A 17,481-nucleotide genomic window follows, 5' to 3' on the forward strand; every position below is an offset into this window, starting at 1 on the left:
TCGTTATAATAAACGAGGTATAATCTTGTCATAAATTATAAGAATTAGAAGGTGTAGAAATTGAAAGATACTGGACTCGTGCTCGAAGGAGGCGGTATGAGAGGCCTTTATACAACCGGAGTTTTAGATTACTTTATGGAAAGAAATCTGTACCTTCCGTATGTAATTGGCGTTTCAGCCGGCGCTTGTCATGCCACTTCTTATTTATCTAGACAAATAGGAAGAAGTCGCAAAGCTAATTTAGATTTTTTAGAGGATCCTCGCTACTTGTCGTGGAAAAATTATTTTAAAACAAAAGAGATATTTGGAATGGATTTCGTTTTTGATGAAATTCCTAATCAGCTTCTTCCATTTGACTTTGAGGCATTTGCTGAGCGTACAGAGAAGCTTGTAGTAGGAGCAACGGACTGCGTGACGGGAGAACCCGTTTATTTTGATGAGTATGATCGGGATATTTTGACAGCGGTTCGCGCTTCTAGTTCCCTTCCATTTTTAGCACCTGTCGTTACATATAAAGGAAAAGAGCTGTTAGATGGAGGAATCAGTGATCCGATTCCAATCAAAAAAGCAGTGCAGGATGGATATAGAAAAAATATTGTTGTGCTAACGCGAAATGAAGGATATCGAAAAAAGAAATCAAATATGCTTTGGTTATTGAAGCGCAAATATCGTCATTATGATGGGCTGACTCGTGCGCTTGAGAACCGCTATAAATTGTATAATGAAACATTGTCATATATTGAAGAGCAGGAAAGACAGGGGAATATCTTTGTGATTCGTCCGCAATCCCCTCTTGTAGTAGGGCGAATTGAGAAGAATCGTGAGCGTCTCGACGCTCTTTATAACCAAGGATATAAAGAAGCTGAAGCTCAATTTGCGTCTCTGCAAAATTGGCTGAACAGCTAAAAACGAGGTGGAACTGAATGGATGAACAAACAGTAATCAATATGTTAAATGAGTTAAGTGAAGGAAAAGTAACCGAAATTAAAGTTAAAAAAGAAGACTTTCTTGCTTTTCGCCCTTTTTTAGTAAATCGCCCTGATTTCAAACATTTTCGTGGAATCGCCGGACGCGGAGGCGATTTTACCTATACGTATCTAGAAATTCCTAGGAGTTAAACGAAATGATGGCATTATTTGATTATGCCTTATATAATGGATGTATGAGCCTGTACAGTAGAGAATATACTGTTACAAGTGCTTGTGCGTTTATTTAGTAACGTATAGTAAGAGCGAATAAACGTGTTTAGTTATAGGAGGGATATTATGGATGAGTTTCGAAAAAGTACAGCACCTTTTTATTTTGCAGATCATATATGGAAAGATAAAAATGGAATGACGACTTATGGGATGCTGTTAACGAACCGGCCCGAAGATGACGGGGACTATGACCTCCATTCGTTATTAGAAGAAGCATATGTAGATCATAAAAAAATTCTAATTACTACTGTTTACGACAACAGTGAACAGCAGTTGACCGGATACGTGATACATTTATCAGATGATCAAGACGTTTTTACGTTTATGGATGATACGGGTGCTAAGCTAGTGATTGATTTCTATGATGTTGTAGAAATTGAGATCGAAGATTAAAAAGAGCTGAATGTTGATTACAACATTCAGCTCTTTTGTGTAAAAGTAGATGAATTTAAATGTTTATCATAAGAATTATAAGGGAAAGATGAATGAAGAAATTTCTGATTAAACTGAAATAAGGCGGGAAAATATACCTGTATTTTAGAAAAATTACCGTGATTATGACAAAAAATAAGGTACAATGTCATATTTGTGTTCCGAACGTAATTTTGTTCATCAAACTTAAAGAAATGTAATTGAATCGTTCGGTGAAACCCCCATATAGCTATGATAGAGTAATACCATACGAAATTTCAGGAGGTATTACCTATGAAACATAGTTATATGAAATCAATGGTAGTAGCTTGTTTAGCTACTCTTTCATTTATAGGTTTTAATGCAACAGCTACGGCTGCAACTAATTATAAAGTAGTCAAAGGCGATAGTCTTTGGAAGTTAGGTAAAAGATATAGTGTAACAATTGACGATATTAAAAAATTAAACAATCGTCAAGGAGATATGATTTATATTGGTGAAACATTAGCTATTCCGAGTAAGACAAAAGTGCTGGCTGCTGAAACAACGGAACCTTCAACGGCAGCACCTGCTAATACGGCTAAGCCAGAACCAAAACCAGAAGCCAAACCTGCAGAGCAGGAAACACCTGCAGTTTCGATTTCGTCAAGCGAAAAAGATTTATTAGCTCGCTTAGTAGAAGCTGAAGCAAAAGGCGAATCGTATGAAGGAAAAGTAGGGGTAGCAACAGTGGTGTTAAACCGTGTAGATTCTCCGAAGTTTCCAGATACGGTAACAGGAGTTATTAAACAAGTTGTCGGAAAAGCATACGCTTTTTCACCGGTTCAAAACGGATCAATTAACAAACCTGCTTCAGAAGATTCGAAAAAAGCAGTAGAGCAAGCGTTGACTAGAAAAGATCGTTTAGACGATTCCATTTACTTTTATAATCCAAAAACAGCTACCGATAACTGGATTCGTTCACGTGCTGTAATTAAAACAATTGATCATCACGTGTTTGCTAAATAAAAAAGAGGCTGCAACAAAAGTATTTTAGACGAAGTGAAAAACGAACCCTTGATCACATGTTGATCAAGGGTTCGTTTTTTTTTGATGGTGAATATAGTTTTATCTGTCTCGTTCCTTCTAGCAGTTGATTGGATTCATTTCGTTATGTGTCAACCTCTTTTTTTAGTCTAAAAAGATATCTCGTTCCAAACTGCCTTCAGAACCCGTTAAAACTAGACCAATATCGGTATCAGCTTCTAAGTTCTGAACGATGGTAAAAGGCACTTTATGTTGGTTAGCCACTTGAATATAAGGGGAGAGGTATGAATAAGACAAAGAGCCATTTAAAAACAAATGACCGTCTTTCACTTTTTTTAAAAGAGGCTTTATTTTTGCTGCATCCTTTTTCATGACTTGCCCCTTTTTTAGCGCAATTTCAATATTCTCACGTAGAGCAGTTAAGAAATATCTTCTTTCGTCTCTTTTTGTTTCCTTTGCTCCGTACATTCCTCGTTCTAAGTATTCTTCTAGTTGATCAGACATTGCGTCACTTCCTTTCGTTATAAACTATAAACGATTATGGCTATAAGTAAAAGGGACAGGAAAAAAGGAAAATCACTGTGCTATATCACCTGTTTTTTTTGCTGAGTACAAAGAAAAACAAAAAATGTGTTGAAATTTAGCCTAAAATATTGTTTAATGTAAATAGATAGAAAATCATATCGGTTTTTTATTAAAGGTTTGTAAGCGATTACAGATATACATACATAGCAGCGTTTGGGGAGACGCTCCTATGATTTTATGTTCAAAGCGCATTGTATAAAAAGGGGATTATATAGCTTTAGGGCATATACGGTCAAGCAAAGGGTCAGATAAATTAATAAAAAATCGCTATGTATTTTCATAAGAAGAACGGTCAACATGTTTGTTGAGCGTTCTTTTTATGCTTTCATATTATGTTTATTTCTCATTGCAGCAGCTGCTGCAAATTATAAAGGTGCATTCCTCGTTTCATCTCTCTTATTTTACATAAGTTACATGTAGTATGTTTCAAAGCCTTAAAAAATATATGTTTGTACGCTTGTTTAATCCTAATGAGGTGGTAGAAAATGAATATTTTTTAAGAAATCACAAAAAAAGAGGCGATTGCCTATGCAAGAAGTAGGTGAATAACATATGTAATAAAGAGAATGAAATATAATTTGAGGAGGCATGTATCATGCAAGAATTTGATATTAATGACATAAGAAGACCATTCGGTGGTTTTGGAGGATTTGGTCGTCCAGGATTCGGTTTCGGTCGCCCAGGTTTTGGTTTTGGTCGTCCTGGTTTTGGCTTCGGCCGTCCGGGGTTCGGCTTTGGCTTTGGTCGCCCTTGGGGTTGGGGCTTTGGAGCTCCATTTCTTGGAGGATTAGTTCTTGGAAGTGCACTAGGAGGTCCAGGTTATTACGGTTATCCAGCCCCATATTATCCGCCGTACCCACCATATTATCCTTATTATTAAAACAGTGAGCGCTGATAAAGCGCTCTTTTATTATGTCCAATCCAAGGTATATATAGAATGAATGCAAGACGTTGCGTTTAGAAAATGATAACAGTTTTAAATAAGGAATGAACGCTTAAGCTAAAGAAGACAAGTTTTCCTTGCAACAATTGTTGATTTTGCTATAATAACTTCGGTGGCATTTTTGGTCACTGGGTGGGCGAGGGATAGATGAAAAGAAGGAAATTAGATTGAACGCATTATTTGAAAAGTTGTTTCGTTTAAACGACCACCAAACAACTGTCGGAAAAGAAAGCTTAGCTGGGGTCATTTCATTTCTTTCCATCGTGTATATTATAGCTGTTAATTCAACCATTTTGTCTGATGCCGGTATTCCGCTTGAAGCAGGAATATTCGCAACAGTAGCTTCGGCTTTTGTAGGCTGTGTTATTATGGCTTTTTGGGCAAATGCGCCTCTCATCCTGGTGCCAGGTATGGGGATTAATGCGTTGTTTACGTATACGATGGTTCAATCAATGGGGTTATCTTGGCAAGAAGGGTTATTAGCAGTAGTGATATCCGGCTTTCTTTTTATAGCATTAGCTTTTTCACGACTGTCTGCCAAAATTGTCTCTTCGATTCCGCATTCGCTAAAAGAAGCGATAACAGTCGGTGTTGGCTTATTTTTAACATTTATCGGTTTGCAAAAAGGGAAGCTTGTAGTTCCAAGCGAGAACACTTTTGTAGCACTTGGAGACTTGTCAGATCCGTTTGTAATCAGTACGCTGTTGACGTTAATTATCACAATCGTACTGTTTATCCGAAATGTGAAAGGTAACTTTTTGTTAAGCATGATTGCTGGATCAGTCCTTGCCTTCTTACTTGGTGTAAGAAGCAGTGCAGAAAAAGGACATTCCGCTGGGAGCGTGAACGACTTCTTTAGCAGCTTTGGCACATTGTCTTTTGGAGCTATTGGAGACGTTGCGTTTTGGGCAGCTGTCTTTTCATTAACAATGGTATTGATTTTTGAAAATATCGGGTTGCTGCATGGTCAGCTAGGTATGATGAATCAAGATAGCAAATTTCCGCGGGCCTTTCAAGCAACAGCTGCCTCAGCGTTACTAAGCGGCGTGTTTGGAACAAGTCCAACGGTGTCTTCTGTAGAAGGAGCATCTGGTATTGCAGCTGGAGGGCGAACGGGTTTAACATCGCTGATTACAGGAGTTTTATTTTTAAGTTCACTTCTGTTTATTCCATTTATCAAGCTGGTTCCAGATAGTGCTATTGCACCTATTCTTATTGTTATTGGAGCATTGATGATTCAAAATATCAAAAACATCAATTTACAGGACTTAACAGAAGGTTTCCCTGCATTTTTAATTATTGCGCTTATTCCTCTTACGTACAGCATTGCTGATGGAATTGCATTTGGGTTCATTGCGTATCCACTGCTTAAATTATTCCTTGGTAAAATGCGTGAAGTATCGATGTTTATGTATGTAAGCGCGCTATTGTTTTTCTTGAATTTTGTGCTGCATTATATTGCTTAAAATAGACGGCTGAGTACTTTTGCTCAGCTGTTTTTTGTGTTTGCGGTAAAGAATCCTCTTTTTAGATATCATACTCCGTATTTCGTGTCCTTTGGTTAATCAGCCGCTTCTAAAATGATGTTTCCTGCGTAAAGTAGTACAGAAGTCGGAGGGGATATAAGGGGGAGAAAACGATGGGAATTAAATTAATTAAAATATCAGCCGTTTATTTTGGAATTGGCATCATATTGGGGTATTATATGTCAATTGTTCACAGCTACGCTTTGACGCCTGTTCACGTGCACATTAATTTATTAGGATGGACGTCGCTTACGTTAGCGGGACTTATTTATTATTTGTTTCCTGCGTTTAGCGAAAGTAAATTAGCTAAACTGCACGTATGGTTGCATAATATAGGATTACCGGTCATGATGATTGGTTTATTTCTCATGATCGTACTAGAAAACCAAGCTTTTACACCCCTAGTGGCAGTAGGAGCAACACTTACGGCTATTGGCGTTTTAATTTTCGTATATCACACCCTTAAAAATTTGAAACCTGAACGATAAACCAAGAAGGTCGTTGACGATGGCTGCTAATTTCAAAAGGAAAAAGAACCAGCTATAGCGAATATACATGTAAACAAGGTGAAAGTGCGATTTACATAAAGGTGTGCTAGGCATCTTTATAAGGAGGGGTAAGCTGCAGGAATTTCTAGCTCTTATAAAAGCCAATAAAAGGGCTGATTATAAGTTTCTTGCGGCGGAGATACTATGGGAGAACATCAACAATTAGTGCGTGTTAGGGAGCTAGCAAATGAAATTATTCGACTTCGTCTTCAAGACCGTACGACTTATGACGAATTAGAGTTGCAAAATAATGTAGAGTTGTTGTCTCGTTCTGTGGTTGACTTAGTAAACATTATGTTAGCCGAAGATGTGGATTCGTCTACGTCTTTAAAAGCTACAGCTTCTAAAATGAAAATGGTGTATAATAACATGCATCAAGCTGAGAAAAAAGATTATTTGCATTTCTAATTGCTAGGCTCCTTTTCGCCACAAACGAAATGGAGGTGTACGAGGCAGATGCTATCGTCACTAACGACTTCTGAAGCTATTGTAGCATCCGTTCTTGCACTGGTTGTCATTGCCGTTTCCATTATCTTTTTTGCCACTCTTATTATGGTTGTTGTTCGACGAGAAAGAATCAGCAGCTTGGTTAATCATGGAGAGCATGCAGATGGGAAGCAAAAAAGCTTAGGTGATTTTTTTCGTTCTTTACGAAAAAAATAAATACCATTTTCTTATTAAATAGATAAAAGCGGTCAATTTAAACGTTGACCGCTTTTTTTAGATTGTTTGCTTATTTTTTTCTAAAACAATACGCGCTGCTTCACTAACAGATGACACAACAGCAGAGGCATGGCGCTGAACAGCTTCAGGAGCTGTAGCCATAGCGAAACTGTTCGGTGTTAATTGAAACATAGGAATATCATTAAATGAATCCCCCACACATGCAATTTCCTCTGGTTTTAGCTGAAGATGATTTAATAAAATTTCAATGGCATTTCCTTTGCTGATATGTTTAGGCATAATATCCAAACACTGCTTGGCAGAAATATATGTATCAATATAATCACCAAACTCTTCGTTCACTTCTTTTTGCAGAGCTACCATTTCATCATGATCTCCAAGAACCGTGATTTTAGATGGAGAAAGAGCGTGACCAAATGAATCTGTCATTTCAATTTGTTCTTCGATAGGGAAAAACATGTGAGTTTCAATTGCTTCAATAATTTCATTTCGCTGCTCTACATAATTCGTGTCGTTTGAACAGACAAGCGTAATACGGTTAGGATCTATCGTTTTTTTATAAAGTTGAACCGCTAAATCATCTTCAAACACTTTTCCATGAAGTTCTTGATTTTCTTTGGTCCACACAAATCCTCCGTTTTGGCTAATGCGATGAAATGTATTATTAATATCAGTAGAAATCTTTAAAATTTCCGTATCCATTCGTCCAGAAGCAAGACAAACCTCTACTCCTTGGCGCTGAAGTTCACTAAGTGCGTCTGCATTATGCTGTTCTACGTATTTTTCTTCGTGTAAAAGAGTTCCATCTAAGTCGCTTACAAATAATTTAATCATCTCTTGAAAATTCCTTTCCCTAAAAAAATTACCTTGATAAGAGTGTTACAAATTTATTACATTCCTTATTCTATCAGTGTTTCCCAAGAAACTCATAAAAAAAGCTCAAACCGGCGGTGAATTCAAAGAGATTAAGACATAACTACATCACTTTTTTTCGCAGGAGTCTTCGCCTTGCCCTCTAATCAACAGCTAGAAACAGCTACATGAAATCTAGTTTGCCATCATAATGAAAACAATCCGAACGGAGTTGATTCTCAATTAAGAATTAACTCCGTTCGAATCTTTCTTCAACTAAAATCCATTTGTCGCAGCCTTTTTTTTAGGTTTGTTCACTGTAAAAAAACAGCCGCGGTCTAAAAGACCGCAGCCATGTTTTACAATACGTTAAAATATTTCGCTTCAGGATGTGCAAAAACAAGGGCTGTAACAGAAGCTTCTGGTTCCATCATGAAACCGTCTGTTAACTGAATGCCGATGTCTACAGGTTTAATTAATTTAAACAGTTTTGCTTGGTCTTCAAGGTCTGGACATGCGGGATATCCGAATGAAAAACGCTGACCTTGGTATTTGGCTGAAAAACGCTCCGCCATTGTAAAGTCAGGCGAATCGGGGAATCCCCAGCGGTCACGAATTTGCTGATGAACACGTTCTGCTAATCCTTCAGCTAGTTCAAGCGCAAGAGCTTGGAACACGTGACTCTTTAAAAACTCGCCGTTTTCTTTGAATTTCGCCGCGCGTTCGCGAATGCCTGTTCCTGCTGTTACAGAGAAGAAACATACATAGTCCATCTCTTTTTCTTTAGGCTTTGCAAAATCAGATAAGCACAGGAACTGTCCTTTTGCTTGTCGAGGGAAGGTAAAGCGTTCAATTTCTGTTTTTTCATCAGCAGGATCATAAATAATTAAATCATTTCCGTCTGCTTGAGCAGGGAAGAACTGATAAATAACCGCTGGTTTAATTAAGTTTTCTTTTAGTGCCAGTTCGAGAAGGTCATCAACGGTTTCTTTTAATTGAACAGCACGCTCGTCTTTTTCAGCAAGCAGCTTATTCACTTTTCCTTTTAGTCCTAAGTGATGGCCTAAAAGCATCTGCCAGTTAATATACGGAAGAACCTGTGCCAAATCGTAGTGTTTGACAACGTGGCGCTTTAAATCAGCCGGTACAAAAACAGGAACATCCGTTGAAATGGCGGATCTTTCTAAAACAGCCGTAGCTGCTTGAGCGGTTTGAGGCTGGCGTTCTCGAACCGTTACTTTCTTTTCTTGACGCGTTTTTAAATCTGCTAAAAGCTGAATAACTTCTTCTTTGTTCTGCAGCTTATTTGCTAACGCTAATCCGTCCATCGCATCTTTGGCGTAGAGGACGGCACCTTCATATTCCGGGGCAATTTTAAAGTCAGTAAATTTACGGGAAAGGGCAGCGCCTCCTACCATAATTGGAACATCAATGCTTGATTGCGTTAAATCTTGTGCAGTTAAAACCATTTGCTGAGCAGATTTTACTAAAAGACCTGACAGGCCAATGATGTCTGGCTTTTCGTCTTTTACTGCTTCAATCAGCTGCTGCGGCGTTACTTTAATTCCTAAATCAATGACTTTAAAACCATTGTTGCTTAAAATGATGTCTACTAAGTTTTTACCGATATCGTGCACGTCGCCTTTAACCGTTGCAAGAATCACTTTTCCTTTTCCAGAATCATTTTCAGTTGCTTCCATATGAGGTTCTAAAAAGGCAACGGATGCTTTCATAACTTCCGCACTTTGAAGCACTTCTGCTACAATCAGCTGGTTGTCATTAAACAAACGTCCGACTTCCGCCATCCCCTTCATAAGCGGTCCGTTAATAATATCTAACGGATCATCATATTGAGCTAAAGCCTGTTCTAAATCAGGAAGCAATCCTTCTTTTGTACCTTCGACAATATACATTGCCAATCGTTCTTCAAGTGTTAACGTAGAAATTTCTACTTTTGCTTCTTTCTTTTTATCACGATAAAAGTCTGTAAACGTGCTTAGCGTTTCATCAGTTGTGTTAAATAATAACGCATTAGCAAGCTCAATTTCAGCTTCTGGAATAGAAGCATAGCGCTCTAATTTTTCTGTATTAACAATGGCATAATCGAGTCCAGCCTGCGTACAGTGATAAAGGTAAACCGCATTTAGTACTTCACGTCCGACTGGAGGAAGACCGAATGACACGTTACTTACGCCAAGAATGGTCAGGCAATCAGGCAGGGCTTCTTTAATCATTTTAATTCCCTTAACTGTTTCTTCAGCAGAACCAATATATTGTTCATCACCAGTCCCTACAGGAAACACAAGAGGGTCAAAAATAATATCTTTTGGATTAAAGCCATGTTTTTTAACAAGCAAATCATGTGAGCGTTTAGCAATCTCTACTTTTCTTTCTGCAGTAACGGCCATGCCTGTTTCATCGATTGTACCGACAACCAGAGCTGCACCGAATTTTTTTACTAGCGGCAAGATTGCATCAAAACGCTCTTCACCATCTTCTAAGTTAATGGAGTTGATAATGACCTTACCTTGCGAGTACGTTAAAGCTTTTTCAATAACTTTCTCGTCAGTTGAATCGATTACAAGAGGAACCTTCACTTTTTTTACAACTTCTTGAATAAATTCCTCCATGTCTTCCATTTCTTCACGGTCTGGATCTGCTAAGCAAATATCAATAACGTGAGCACCATTTTTAACTTGAGCACGCGCAATTTCAGATGCTTCTTCAATTTTTCCTTCCGCAATCAGACGCTTGAACTTGCGAGAACCGATTACATTCGTACGTTCTCCCACAAAAAGAGGGCGCATAGAATCGTCATATACAAGCGGTTCAATACCGGTTACAGCATGATTATGCTCGGAGCGATCAAGCGAACGAGGCGCAACCTCTTTTACTGCTTCAGCAAGTGCTTTAATATGAGCAGGCGTTGTACCACAGCATCCGCCTACAAAGTTCAGCCAGCCTTTATCAGCAAATCCTTTAATTTTTTGAGCCAGCAGCTCAGGGGACTCATGATAATTGCCTTCTTCATCCGGAAGTCCAGCGTTTGGATAACAGCTAACAGCTGAAGTGGCTAGGTCTGAAAGAGAGCGAATATGATCCGTCATAAATTCAGGACCTGTCGCGCAGTTAAGTCCGACTGAAAGAGGCTTCATGTGTTCCAGTGATAAGTAAAAAGATTCGATATCTTGACCAGCGAGAGTTGTTCCCATTGGCTCAATCGTTCCTGAAATCATAATTGGAACTTCTATTTTCAGTTTTTCAAACGCCGCTGTAATGCCTAAAAACGCAGCTTTTACGTTCAGCATGTCTTGACAGGTTTCGACTAGAAGTAAGTCAACGCCGCCGTCTAACAAACCCCGAGCTTGCTCTTCGTACGATTCTACTAACTCAGGGAATGTAATACCTCCCGTAACAGAGAGAGTTTTAGTGGTAGGACCGATAGCTCCAGCTACGAACCTAGGCCATTCGGGAGTTGAATATTTATCGCGGGCTGCACAAGCAAGCTTCACAGCTTCGATATTCAATTCATACGCCAAGTGGCCTAAATCGTATTCATCAAGTACGGTAGATGTTGAGCCAAACGTATTGGTTTCAATGATGTCAGCACCCGCTGCAAAGTACTCTTCATGAATGCGCTGAATCACATGAGGCGCTGTTCGGGTCAAATATTCGTTGCAGCCTTCATATTCTTCGCCGCCAAAATCTTCAGCGGTTAAATCAGCATCTTGAATCATCGTTCCCATTGCTCCATCGATGACGAGTATTCGCTTCTTTAGTTGTTGTTCGATAAGTGAGCTCATTTATATCTTCCTTTCTGATGTAACGAGTTGCTTGTCATGAATATAGCGTGTTAGAATTTCGGTCATTTCATAGCGCATAAACGGCGTAATTAAGTAAATACCGTCAAATAGCTCATATGCTGTATCAATTAAGTTTTTTGCAATCGCAAGGCCTTCGACTTCACCGCGAATCCGGTCATTTCCCGTTGCGTCCATACGTTCTAGAATATCTTCTGATAATTTAATTCCAGGTACTTCATGGTGAATAAATCGAGCATTTCTTGCGCTTGTTAACGGCATGATCCCGATGTATACCGGTGTTGTTAAATGTTTGGTTGCTTCATATACCTCTTCAATTTGCTTAGTTGAATAGAGAGGCTGAGTAATGAAATAGTGAGCCCCGCAGTCGATTTTCTTTTCCAAGCGCTGAACGGCTCGGTCTAAGTGACGCACGTTTGGGTTAAAGGCAGCTGCAATGGAAAAATTGGTTTTTTGACCAAGCGGTTTGCCGGAATAAGATAGTCCTTCATTAAACTGAGCGATTAAACTAATCAAGTCAAATGAAGATAAATCATAAACCGAAGTGGCGCCAGGGAAATCGCCAACTTTTGACGGATCACCGGTAATTGCAAGCACTTGATTCATTCCTAGCGTATGAAGTCCCATTAAATGAGATTGAAGTCCAATTAAATTTCGGTCGCGACAGGTAATATGAATAAGCGGTCGTGCTTTTGTTTCTTGTTGCATCAGTGTTGCCATTGCCAAGTTGCTGATGCGAGGTGAGGCAAGAGAATTATCAGCTAATGTAATAGCATCTACGCCGACTTTATCAAGTGCTTTTGCGCCTTCTAAAAATTTCGTCGGACCAAGCTGTTTAGGCGGATCCAGCTCGACGATAACCGAGCGGCGCTTCTTCACAATTTCGTGCATATGAGGTTTATCCTGCTGCTCACGCTCTTGAACCGTAACGGCTGGTCTCATTTTAACGACTTTGCTTGTAATCGGAGGCAGGTCTTTTAAGGCAGACGACATGGCGCGTACGTGAGCTGGTGTTGTACCGCAGCATCCTCCAATTAAGCGAACCCCTTGTTCGCGGAATAAACGCGCGCTTTCTACAAAGTAGTCTTCATTCGTTTCATATTCCAGCTTGCCTTCCACATACGCCGGAAGGCTGGCATTAGGGTAAGCAGATAAGAAAGCACGATCAGGAAGCGGTACTTCTTCAAGAGACTGAATCATATGATAAGGACCTAAACGGCAGTTTAGCCCGACAACATCTGCTCCCAAGTCTTCTAATTCTTTTAATGCATCTGCTAAAGGACGCCCATCTTGCAGTACGCCAATATCATGCAGGGAAACGTGGGTAATAATAGGCTTATCCGTTTCTTTTCTTGCTAGTGTAAGAACGGTCTTTAATTCTTCGAAATCATAGTATGTTTCAAATAAAAGGCCATCCACGCCTTCATTTAAAAGCCAAAACATTTGTTCACGAATGCTTCGCTTAACCTCTTCTAAGCTAATAGCATTTTTTTGGAAAGAACGAATTCCGCCGAGTGTACCAACCACGTAAGCCTGATCGTTTGCAGCTTGTTTCGCTAATTTTACACCAGCAACATTGATGTCTTTGACTGAATCTTCTAATCCATAACGGGCAAGTTTTTGATAATTAGCAGCGTACGTATTTGTTTGAATAACGTTTGCACCAGCTTCTACATAGGCTCTGTGAATACGAGAAACCTCTTCTGGTTTGGTGATGTTTAGTTCTTCAAAACAGCTGTCAATACCGTGTGAGTAAAGGAGGGTACCAGTGGCACCATCCCCAATTAAAATTTTAGACTTTAAATCTTCAAGTAACCCCATGTCAAAACCTCCTTAAATTGTTCCGCTTCTATTTCACGAGTGATTCGTTTTATGCAATATGCCGATAAAATAGAAAAAGTCTTCTTAAGAAGAAGACTTTTTTCGCCTTCTTATCTTCCAAGCAATAAATTGCTTGCTGGATTTAGCACCATGTCTCTAACGACTGGTTGCTGAGGTTTCAAAGGGCCAGTCCCTCCACCTCTCATGATAAGAATCAATTGTATATAATTGAAACATATTTTTTTAAATAGAAAGAATACTTATTTAATAATTTATCTGATTTTTAGAAATTATACAACAGTAAATTGTGAATTTCCAGCAAATATTGAGGAAAATTTAAAAGCTAAAGGGAAAATATCCGTATATTTTGTTTGAAAACTGCCGTTATGTTAAGGGATAAAGGGTTTTCATGAAAAAAAACAAGAAGGAAATAAAAAAACGAAAAAGGAACAGCACCGGGTGAGGCGAGGATTTACATATAAAAGGCTCGTCTTTTTTTAACCGTTTCTACATATAGTGAACTATGAAGGGTAGAAGGGTGATGGGCATGAAAAGGTGGAAACTCACGCTGCAGGTTGCTGCTACGTATGTAGGCACCGTTGTAGGAGCCGGTTTTGCAACAGGCAAGGAAATTGTTCAATTTTTTACACAGTACGGGGAACTTGGAATGGTTGGAATTTTGGTCAGCGGCTTGTTTTTTATTTGGCTAGGTTCGAAAATGATGCTGCTTTCGCACGCAATTGGGGCTTCTTCTTATCAGCAGCTTAATACATATTTATTTGGTGATGTACTTGGAAAAGCGGTAAACGGTGTAATGATCGTCATTTTATTTGGAGTAACTTCAGTCATGCTAGCGAGTACGGGGGCAATAGGAAAAGAACAGTTCGGGCTGTGGCCTCCTGTTGGGATGATTTGTACAATTGTTTTAACTTATATATTTATCGCAAGAGGAATTAACGGTATTTTAATGGTTAATTCTCTTGTTGTGCCGATGATGCTTTCATTTGCTTTTATCATCTTTGTGCCAAATGTCAGCTATTTCTCACTGATTCAAACGAAGCCAGACTTAACGCTCGTCACACAGTGGAAGTGGGCGGTTAGTCCCTTTTTATATATTTCCCTAAATCTAGCTTTGGCTCAGGCCGTTTTAGTTCCATTAGGAAGCTCCGTGAAAGATAAGAGCGTGATCAAAAAAGGGGCCGTAATAGGAGGATGTGTACTTACGTTTATGCTTGTTTCTACTCATCTTGCCCTTTCCAATTTGCCTTATTCATTTCAACTTGATATTCCTATGAGTGCCGTTGTTAAAAATATCTCAGCGTGGGTGAATGTTTTATTTACGGTAGTTGTGTTAGGTGAGATTTTTACTACATTGATTGGAAATGTATTTGGAATCGCTAAACAGCTTCAATCATTTCTTCCCCTGAATGACAAACAAGCTTTTGCGTTTATTATCTTGGCATGCTTTATTATCGGGCAATTTGGATATGCTCAGCTTCTTGAGTTTTTGTATCCGATATTTGGCTATATTGGACTAGCTTTTGTATGGATGCTATGTATTAAAAAAGAAAAAATAAGCTAAAAGCTGGATTTTGAAGAGCAGATGTGAAAAAACGAAGTTAAATGATGTGACAAGTCGATTTTACTTTGCTATAATGTAAAACAAATAAGACTCTAGCAGTCGAATATATTATCCTTCGGGGTCGGGTGTAAGTCCCAACCGGCGGTGATAAAGCATATGCTTTTAAGCCCGTGACCCGTTTTCATACGATGTATGTTAGCGGTGGATCTAGTTAAAATCTAGAGCCGACAGTAAAAGTCTGGATGGGAGAAGGATCAGGAAGCACAGTTGTTTTTTTGTGTTGTATTAGGGACAGGTTTGCCTTTTTTAAAGCTACCCTTGTTTTTGTACACAAATTATAACTGTTTATTTCGTATACAATTAGCGGAATTTTGCATAGATAAAACTGATTCAGCTCAGCCGACCCCTTGGACATTTGTTCAAGGGGCTTTTTTATTTTCAGTGGTTGGGGGAAAGATAAATATGAAAAAAAAGCAGCTGCTATTTCAAAAAGGCATAAGAAGTTGGAATAGCGCCAAAGCAGGTGAAGAAAATGTTCACAGGTATTATTGAAGAAATTGGAAAAATAAAACGGATTCAAAAGGCTACAGAAGCAATTGTTCTTACGATTGATGCGAAGACCGTGTTAGAAGATGTGAACTTAGGGGACAGCATTTCAGTTAACGGCGTTTGTTTAACCGTAACGGCTTACTCTCAAAATGAATTTACGGTCGACGTCATGCCGGAGACGATTAAAGCAAGTACCCTGCAGCTTCTAACCGTTGGATCACGTGTTAACTTAGAACGGGCGATGGCTGCAAATGGCCGCTTTGGAGGGCATTTCGTCAGCGGACACGTTGATGGAATTGGAACCATTGTAAGCAAAACACGTAAAGGAAATGCCTTTTATTATGAAATTCAAGTGGATCCTGAACTTCGTGAATTTATGATGTTAAAAGGATCTGTTTCTGTAGACGGAACAAGTCTTACTATTTTTGATGTCAGCAACCAATCATTTACTATTTCTCTTATTCCTCATACGGTACTTCACACAGTCGTGGGAGACAAACAGCGAGGAGACAAGGTGAATATTGAATGCGATATGTTAGCTAAATATATGCATCAGATGATGGCTAACAAGTCAACTCCTGGCGCCTCGAATCGGTCAGGTAATATGAAGGATTTATTGCAGCAGCATGGTTTTACAAATTAACAGTGAGGTGAAAGAGATGTTTCATAAAGTAGAAGAAGCCATTGAAGAGTTAAAAAAGGGAAAAGTGGTTATTGTATGCGACGATGAAGATCGAGAAAATGAAGGAGATTTTATTGCATTAGCCGAAAAAACGACGCCTGAGGTTATTAACTTTATGGCTACTCATGGAAGAGGATTAATTTGTACACCTGTTAATGAAGAAATTGCGCATAAATTGAATCTTCACCCGATGGTAGTGAACAATACGGATGTACATGGAACAGCATTTACAGTAAGTATTGATCATATTTCAAGTACAACAGGTATCAGTGCGTACGAACGTTCTGCTACCGTTATGGCTCTTGTAAATGAAGCAACGGTAGCAAGTGATTTTCAACGACCAGGACACATTTTTCCGTTGATTGCAAAAGACGGGGGCGTTCTGCAGCGTGCGGGTCATACAGAGGCCGCTGTTGATTTAGCCGTGTTAGCAGGAGGAAAGCCTGCGGGTGTTATTTGTGAAATCATGAATGAAGATGGAACAATGGCACGCGTACCGGATTTAACAAAAATTGCAGAGCAATTTGATTTAAAAATGATTACAATAAAAGATTTGATTGCCTACCGCCGCAAACATGACCAGCTGATTAGCCGTGAAGTAGAAGTAAGCTTACCTACGGCATTTGGTGATTTTAAGGCTGTAGGATATACAAATAAACTTGATAATAAAGAACATGTGGCTCTTATCAAGGGTGATATCGATCATAATAGCCCCGTTCTCGTGCGGGTTCACTCCGAGTGCTTGACTGGAGATGTGTTTGGCTCTGAGCGCTGTGACTGCGGTCCTCAGCTTCACGCAGCTCTTACGCAAATTGAAGAAGAAGGACGCGGCATTCTGCTGTATATGCGTCAAGAGGGCAGAGGTATTGGCTTATTAAATAAGCTAAGAGCATATAAGCTGCAGGAAGAAGGATACGATACCGTAGAAGCGAATGAAAAACTCGGGTTTGCTGCGGATTTACGAGAGTATGGAATCGGTGCTCAAATCTTAAAGGACCTTGGAGTCAAACAAATGAAGCTTTTAACGAACAATCCTCGCAAAATTACTGGGCTAAAAGGCTACGACCTTGAAGTGGTAGAGAGAGTGCCTCTTCAAATGCCGGCAGTGGATGCCAATAAAAAATACTTAGATACCAAAGCTAAAAAACTAGGTCATTTATTACATTTATAAGTTTACACTTTTTTTCGTTATAACAAATGAAGCTAATTCATGAAAAGAAATGTAAATAACTATATATTACTACTAGCAGGA

Annotated in this window: 16 protein-coding genes and 2 riboswitches; of the genes, 12 read left to right on the forward strand and 4 right to left on the reverse strand. The window is 39.1% G+C overall.

Going from position 1 to position 17,481, the window contains the following annotated elements; translation table 11 throughout:
• Window positions 1–60: 60 nt before the first annotated feature.
• The 4 genes from CEQ83_RS06470 to CEQ83_RS06485 all read left to right on the forward strand — a co-directional run bounded on the left by CEQ83_RS06470 (window position 61) and on the right by CEQ83_RS06485 (window position 2,618).
• Window positions 61–906, forward strand: a complete 846-nt coding sequence (locus CEQ83_RS06470; RefSeq protein ID WP_028414145.1) for a patatin-like phospholipase family protein — start codon at window positions 61–63, stop codon at window positions 904–906.
• Between the two features lie 17 nt (window positions 907–923).
• Entirely contained in the window at window positions 924–1,118 is a 195-nt protein-coding gene (locus tag CEQ83_RS06475) for a hypothetical protein (RefSeq protein ID WP_033578384.1), read from the forward strand.
• Window positions 1,119–1,265: 147 nt separating this feature from the next.
• Window positions 1,266–1,592, forward strand: coding sequence for a hypothetical protein (locus CEQ83_RS06480; RefSeq protein ID WP_013082248.1), 327 nt, complete (start codon window positions 1,266–1,268; stop codon window positions 1,590–1,592).
• Window positions 1,593–1,904: 312 nt separating this feature from the next.
• Window positions 1,905–2,618 (forward strand): cell wall hydrolase, encoded by a 714-nt coding sequence (locus CEQ83_RS06485; protein ID WP_099330760.1) that lies wholly within the window; start codon window positions 1,905–1,907, stop codon window positions 2,616–2,618.
• Between the two features lie 162 nt (window positions 2,619–2,780).
• Here CEQ83_RS06485 and CEQ83_RS06490 read toward each other — a convergent pair whose 3' ends face one another.
• On the reverse strand, window positions 2,781–3,140 hold the full coding sequence (locus tag CEQ83_RS06490) for a YueI family protein (RefSeq protein WP_033578386.1): 360 nt from the start codon (window positions 3,138–3,140) through the stop codon (window positions 2,781–2,783).
• Window positions 3,141–3,816: 676 nt separating this feature from the next.
• Here CEQ83_RS06490 and CEQ83_RS06495 point away from each other — a divergent pair.
• From CEQ83_RS06495 to CEQ83_RS06515, 5 genes are all read left to right on the forward strand, one after another.
• Entirely contained in the window at window positions 3,817–4,101 is a 285-nt protein-coding gene (locus CEQ83_RS06495) for a hypothetical protein (RefSeq protein ID WP_097824009.1), read from the forward strand.
• 230 nt (window positions 4,102–4,331) lie between these two features.
• On the forward strand, window positions 4,332–5,630 hold the full coding sequence (locus tag CEQ83_RS06500) for an NCS2 family permease (protein WP_028414142.1): 1,299 nt from the start codon (window positions 4,332–4,334) through the stop codon (window positions 5,628–5,630).
• 173 nt (window positions 5,631–5,803) lie between these two features.
• The gene (locus CEQ83_RS06505; protein ID WP_099000146.1) at window positions 5,804–6,178 is read left to right on the forward strand and encodes a cytochrome-c oxidase; all 375 of its coding nucleotides are present in this window, start codon (window positions 5,804–5,806) and stop codon (window positions 6,176–6,178) included.
• Between the two features lie 204 nt (window positions 6,179–6,382).
• Window positions 6,383–6,646 carry a hypothetical protein gene (locus CEQ83_RS06510; protein WP_013055998.1) on the forward strand — a complete coding sequence of 88 codons (264 nt, stop codon included), beginning with the start codon at window positions 6,383–6,385 and terminating at the stop codon, window positions 6,644–6,646.
• A 48-nt stretch (window positions 6,647–6,694) separates the two neighbouring features.
• Window positions 6,695–6,901 carry a hypothetical protein gene (locus tag CEQ83_RS06515; protein ID WP_014461041.1) on the forward strand — a complete coding sequence of 69 codons (207 nt, stop codon included), beginning with the start codon at window positions 6,695–6,697 and terminating at the stop codon, window positions 6,899–6,901.
• 57 nt (window positions 6,902–6,958) lie between these two features.
• Here the strand turns inward: CEQ83_RS06515 and CEQ83_RS06520 are convergent, their stop codons facing one another.
• The 3 genes from CEQ83_RS06520 to CEQ83_RS06530 form a co-directional block, all read right to left on the reverse strand.
• On the reverse strand, window positions 6,959–7,756 hold the full coding sequence (locus CEQ83_RS06520) for a Cof-type HAD-IIB family hydrolase (protein ID WP_028414140.1): 798 nt from the start codon (window positions 7,754–7,756) through the stop codon (window positions 6,959–6,961).
• Between the two features lie 377 nt (window positions 7,757–8,133).
• The gene (metH, locus tag CEQ83_RS06525) at window positions 8,134–11,577 is read right to left on the reverse strand and encodes a methionine synthase (protein ID WP_108674521.1); all 3,444 of its coding nucleotides are present in this window, start codon (window positions 11,575–11,577) and stop codon (window positions 8,134–8,136) included.
• Window positions 11,578–13,416, reverse strand: coding sequence for a bifunctional homocysteine S-methyltransferase/methylenetetrahydrofolate reductase (locus tag CEQ83_RS06530; protein ID WP_047751399.1), 1,839 nt, complete (start codon window positions 13,414–13,416; stop codon window positions 11,578–11,580). It abuts the gene before it with no gap.
• 107 nt (window positions 13,417–13,523) lie between these two features.
• Window positions 13,524–13,630, reverse strand: a riboswitch (SAM riboswitch).
• 333 nt (window positions 13,631–13,963) lie between these two features.
• On the opposite strand from CEQ83_RS06530, the gene CEQ83_RS06535 reads away from it, so the two are divergent.
• The 3 genes from CEQ83_RS06535 to CEQ83_RS06550 all read left to right on the forward strand — a co-directional run bounded on the left by CEQ83_RS06535 (window position 13,964) and on the right by CEQ83_RS06550 (window position 17,400).
• Entirely contained in the window at window positions 13,964–14,998 is a 1,035-nt protein-coding gene (locus CEQ83_RS06535) for a YkvI family membrane protein (RefSeq protein ID WP_223546455.1), read from the forward strand.
• Between the two features lie 107 nt (window positions 14,999–15,105).
• A riboswitch (FMN riboswitch) is annotated at window positions 15,106–15,256 on the forward strand.
• A gap of 274 nt (window positions 15,257–15,530) precedes the next feature.
• A complete protein-coding gene (ribE, locus tag CEQ83_RS06545) occupies window positions 15,531–16,190 on the forward strand; it encodes a riboflavin synthase (RefSeq protein WP_028414136.1) in 660 nt (219 codons plus the stop codon).
• Between the two features lie 16 nt (window positions 16,191–16,206).
• Entirely contained in the window at window positions 16,207–17,400 is a 1,194-nt protein-coding gene (locus CEQ83_RS06550) for a bifunctional 3,4-dihydroxy-2-butanone-4-phosphate synthase/GTP cyclohydrolase II (RefSeq protein WP_028414135.1), read from the forward strand.
• The last annotated feature ends 81 nt before the right edge of the window (window positions 17,401–17,481 follow it).

This window comes from Priestia megaterium, assembly GCF_009497655.1.
Taxonomy (GTDB): domain Bacteria; phylum Bacillota; class Bacilli; order Bacillales; family Bacillaceae_H; genus Priestia; species Priestia zanthoxyli.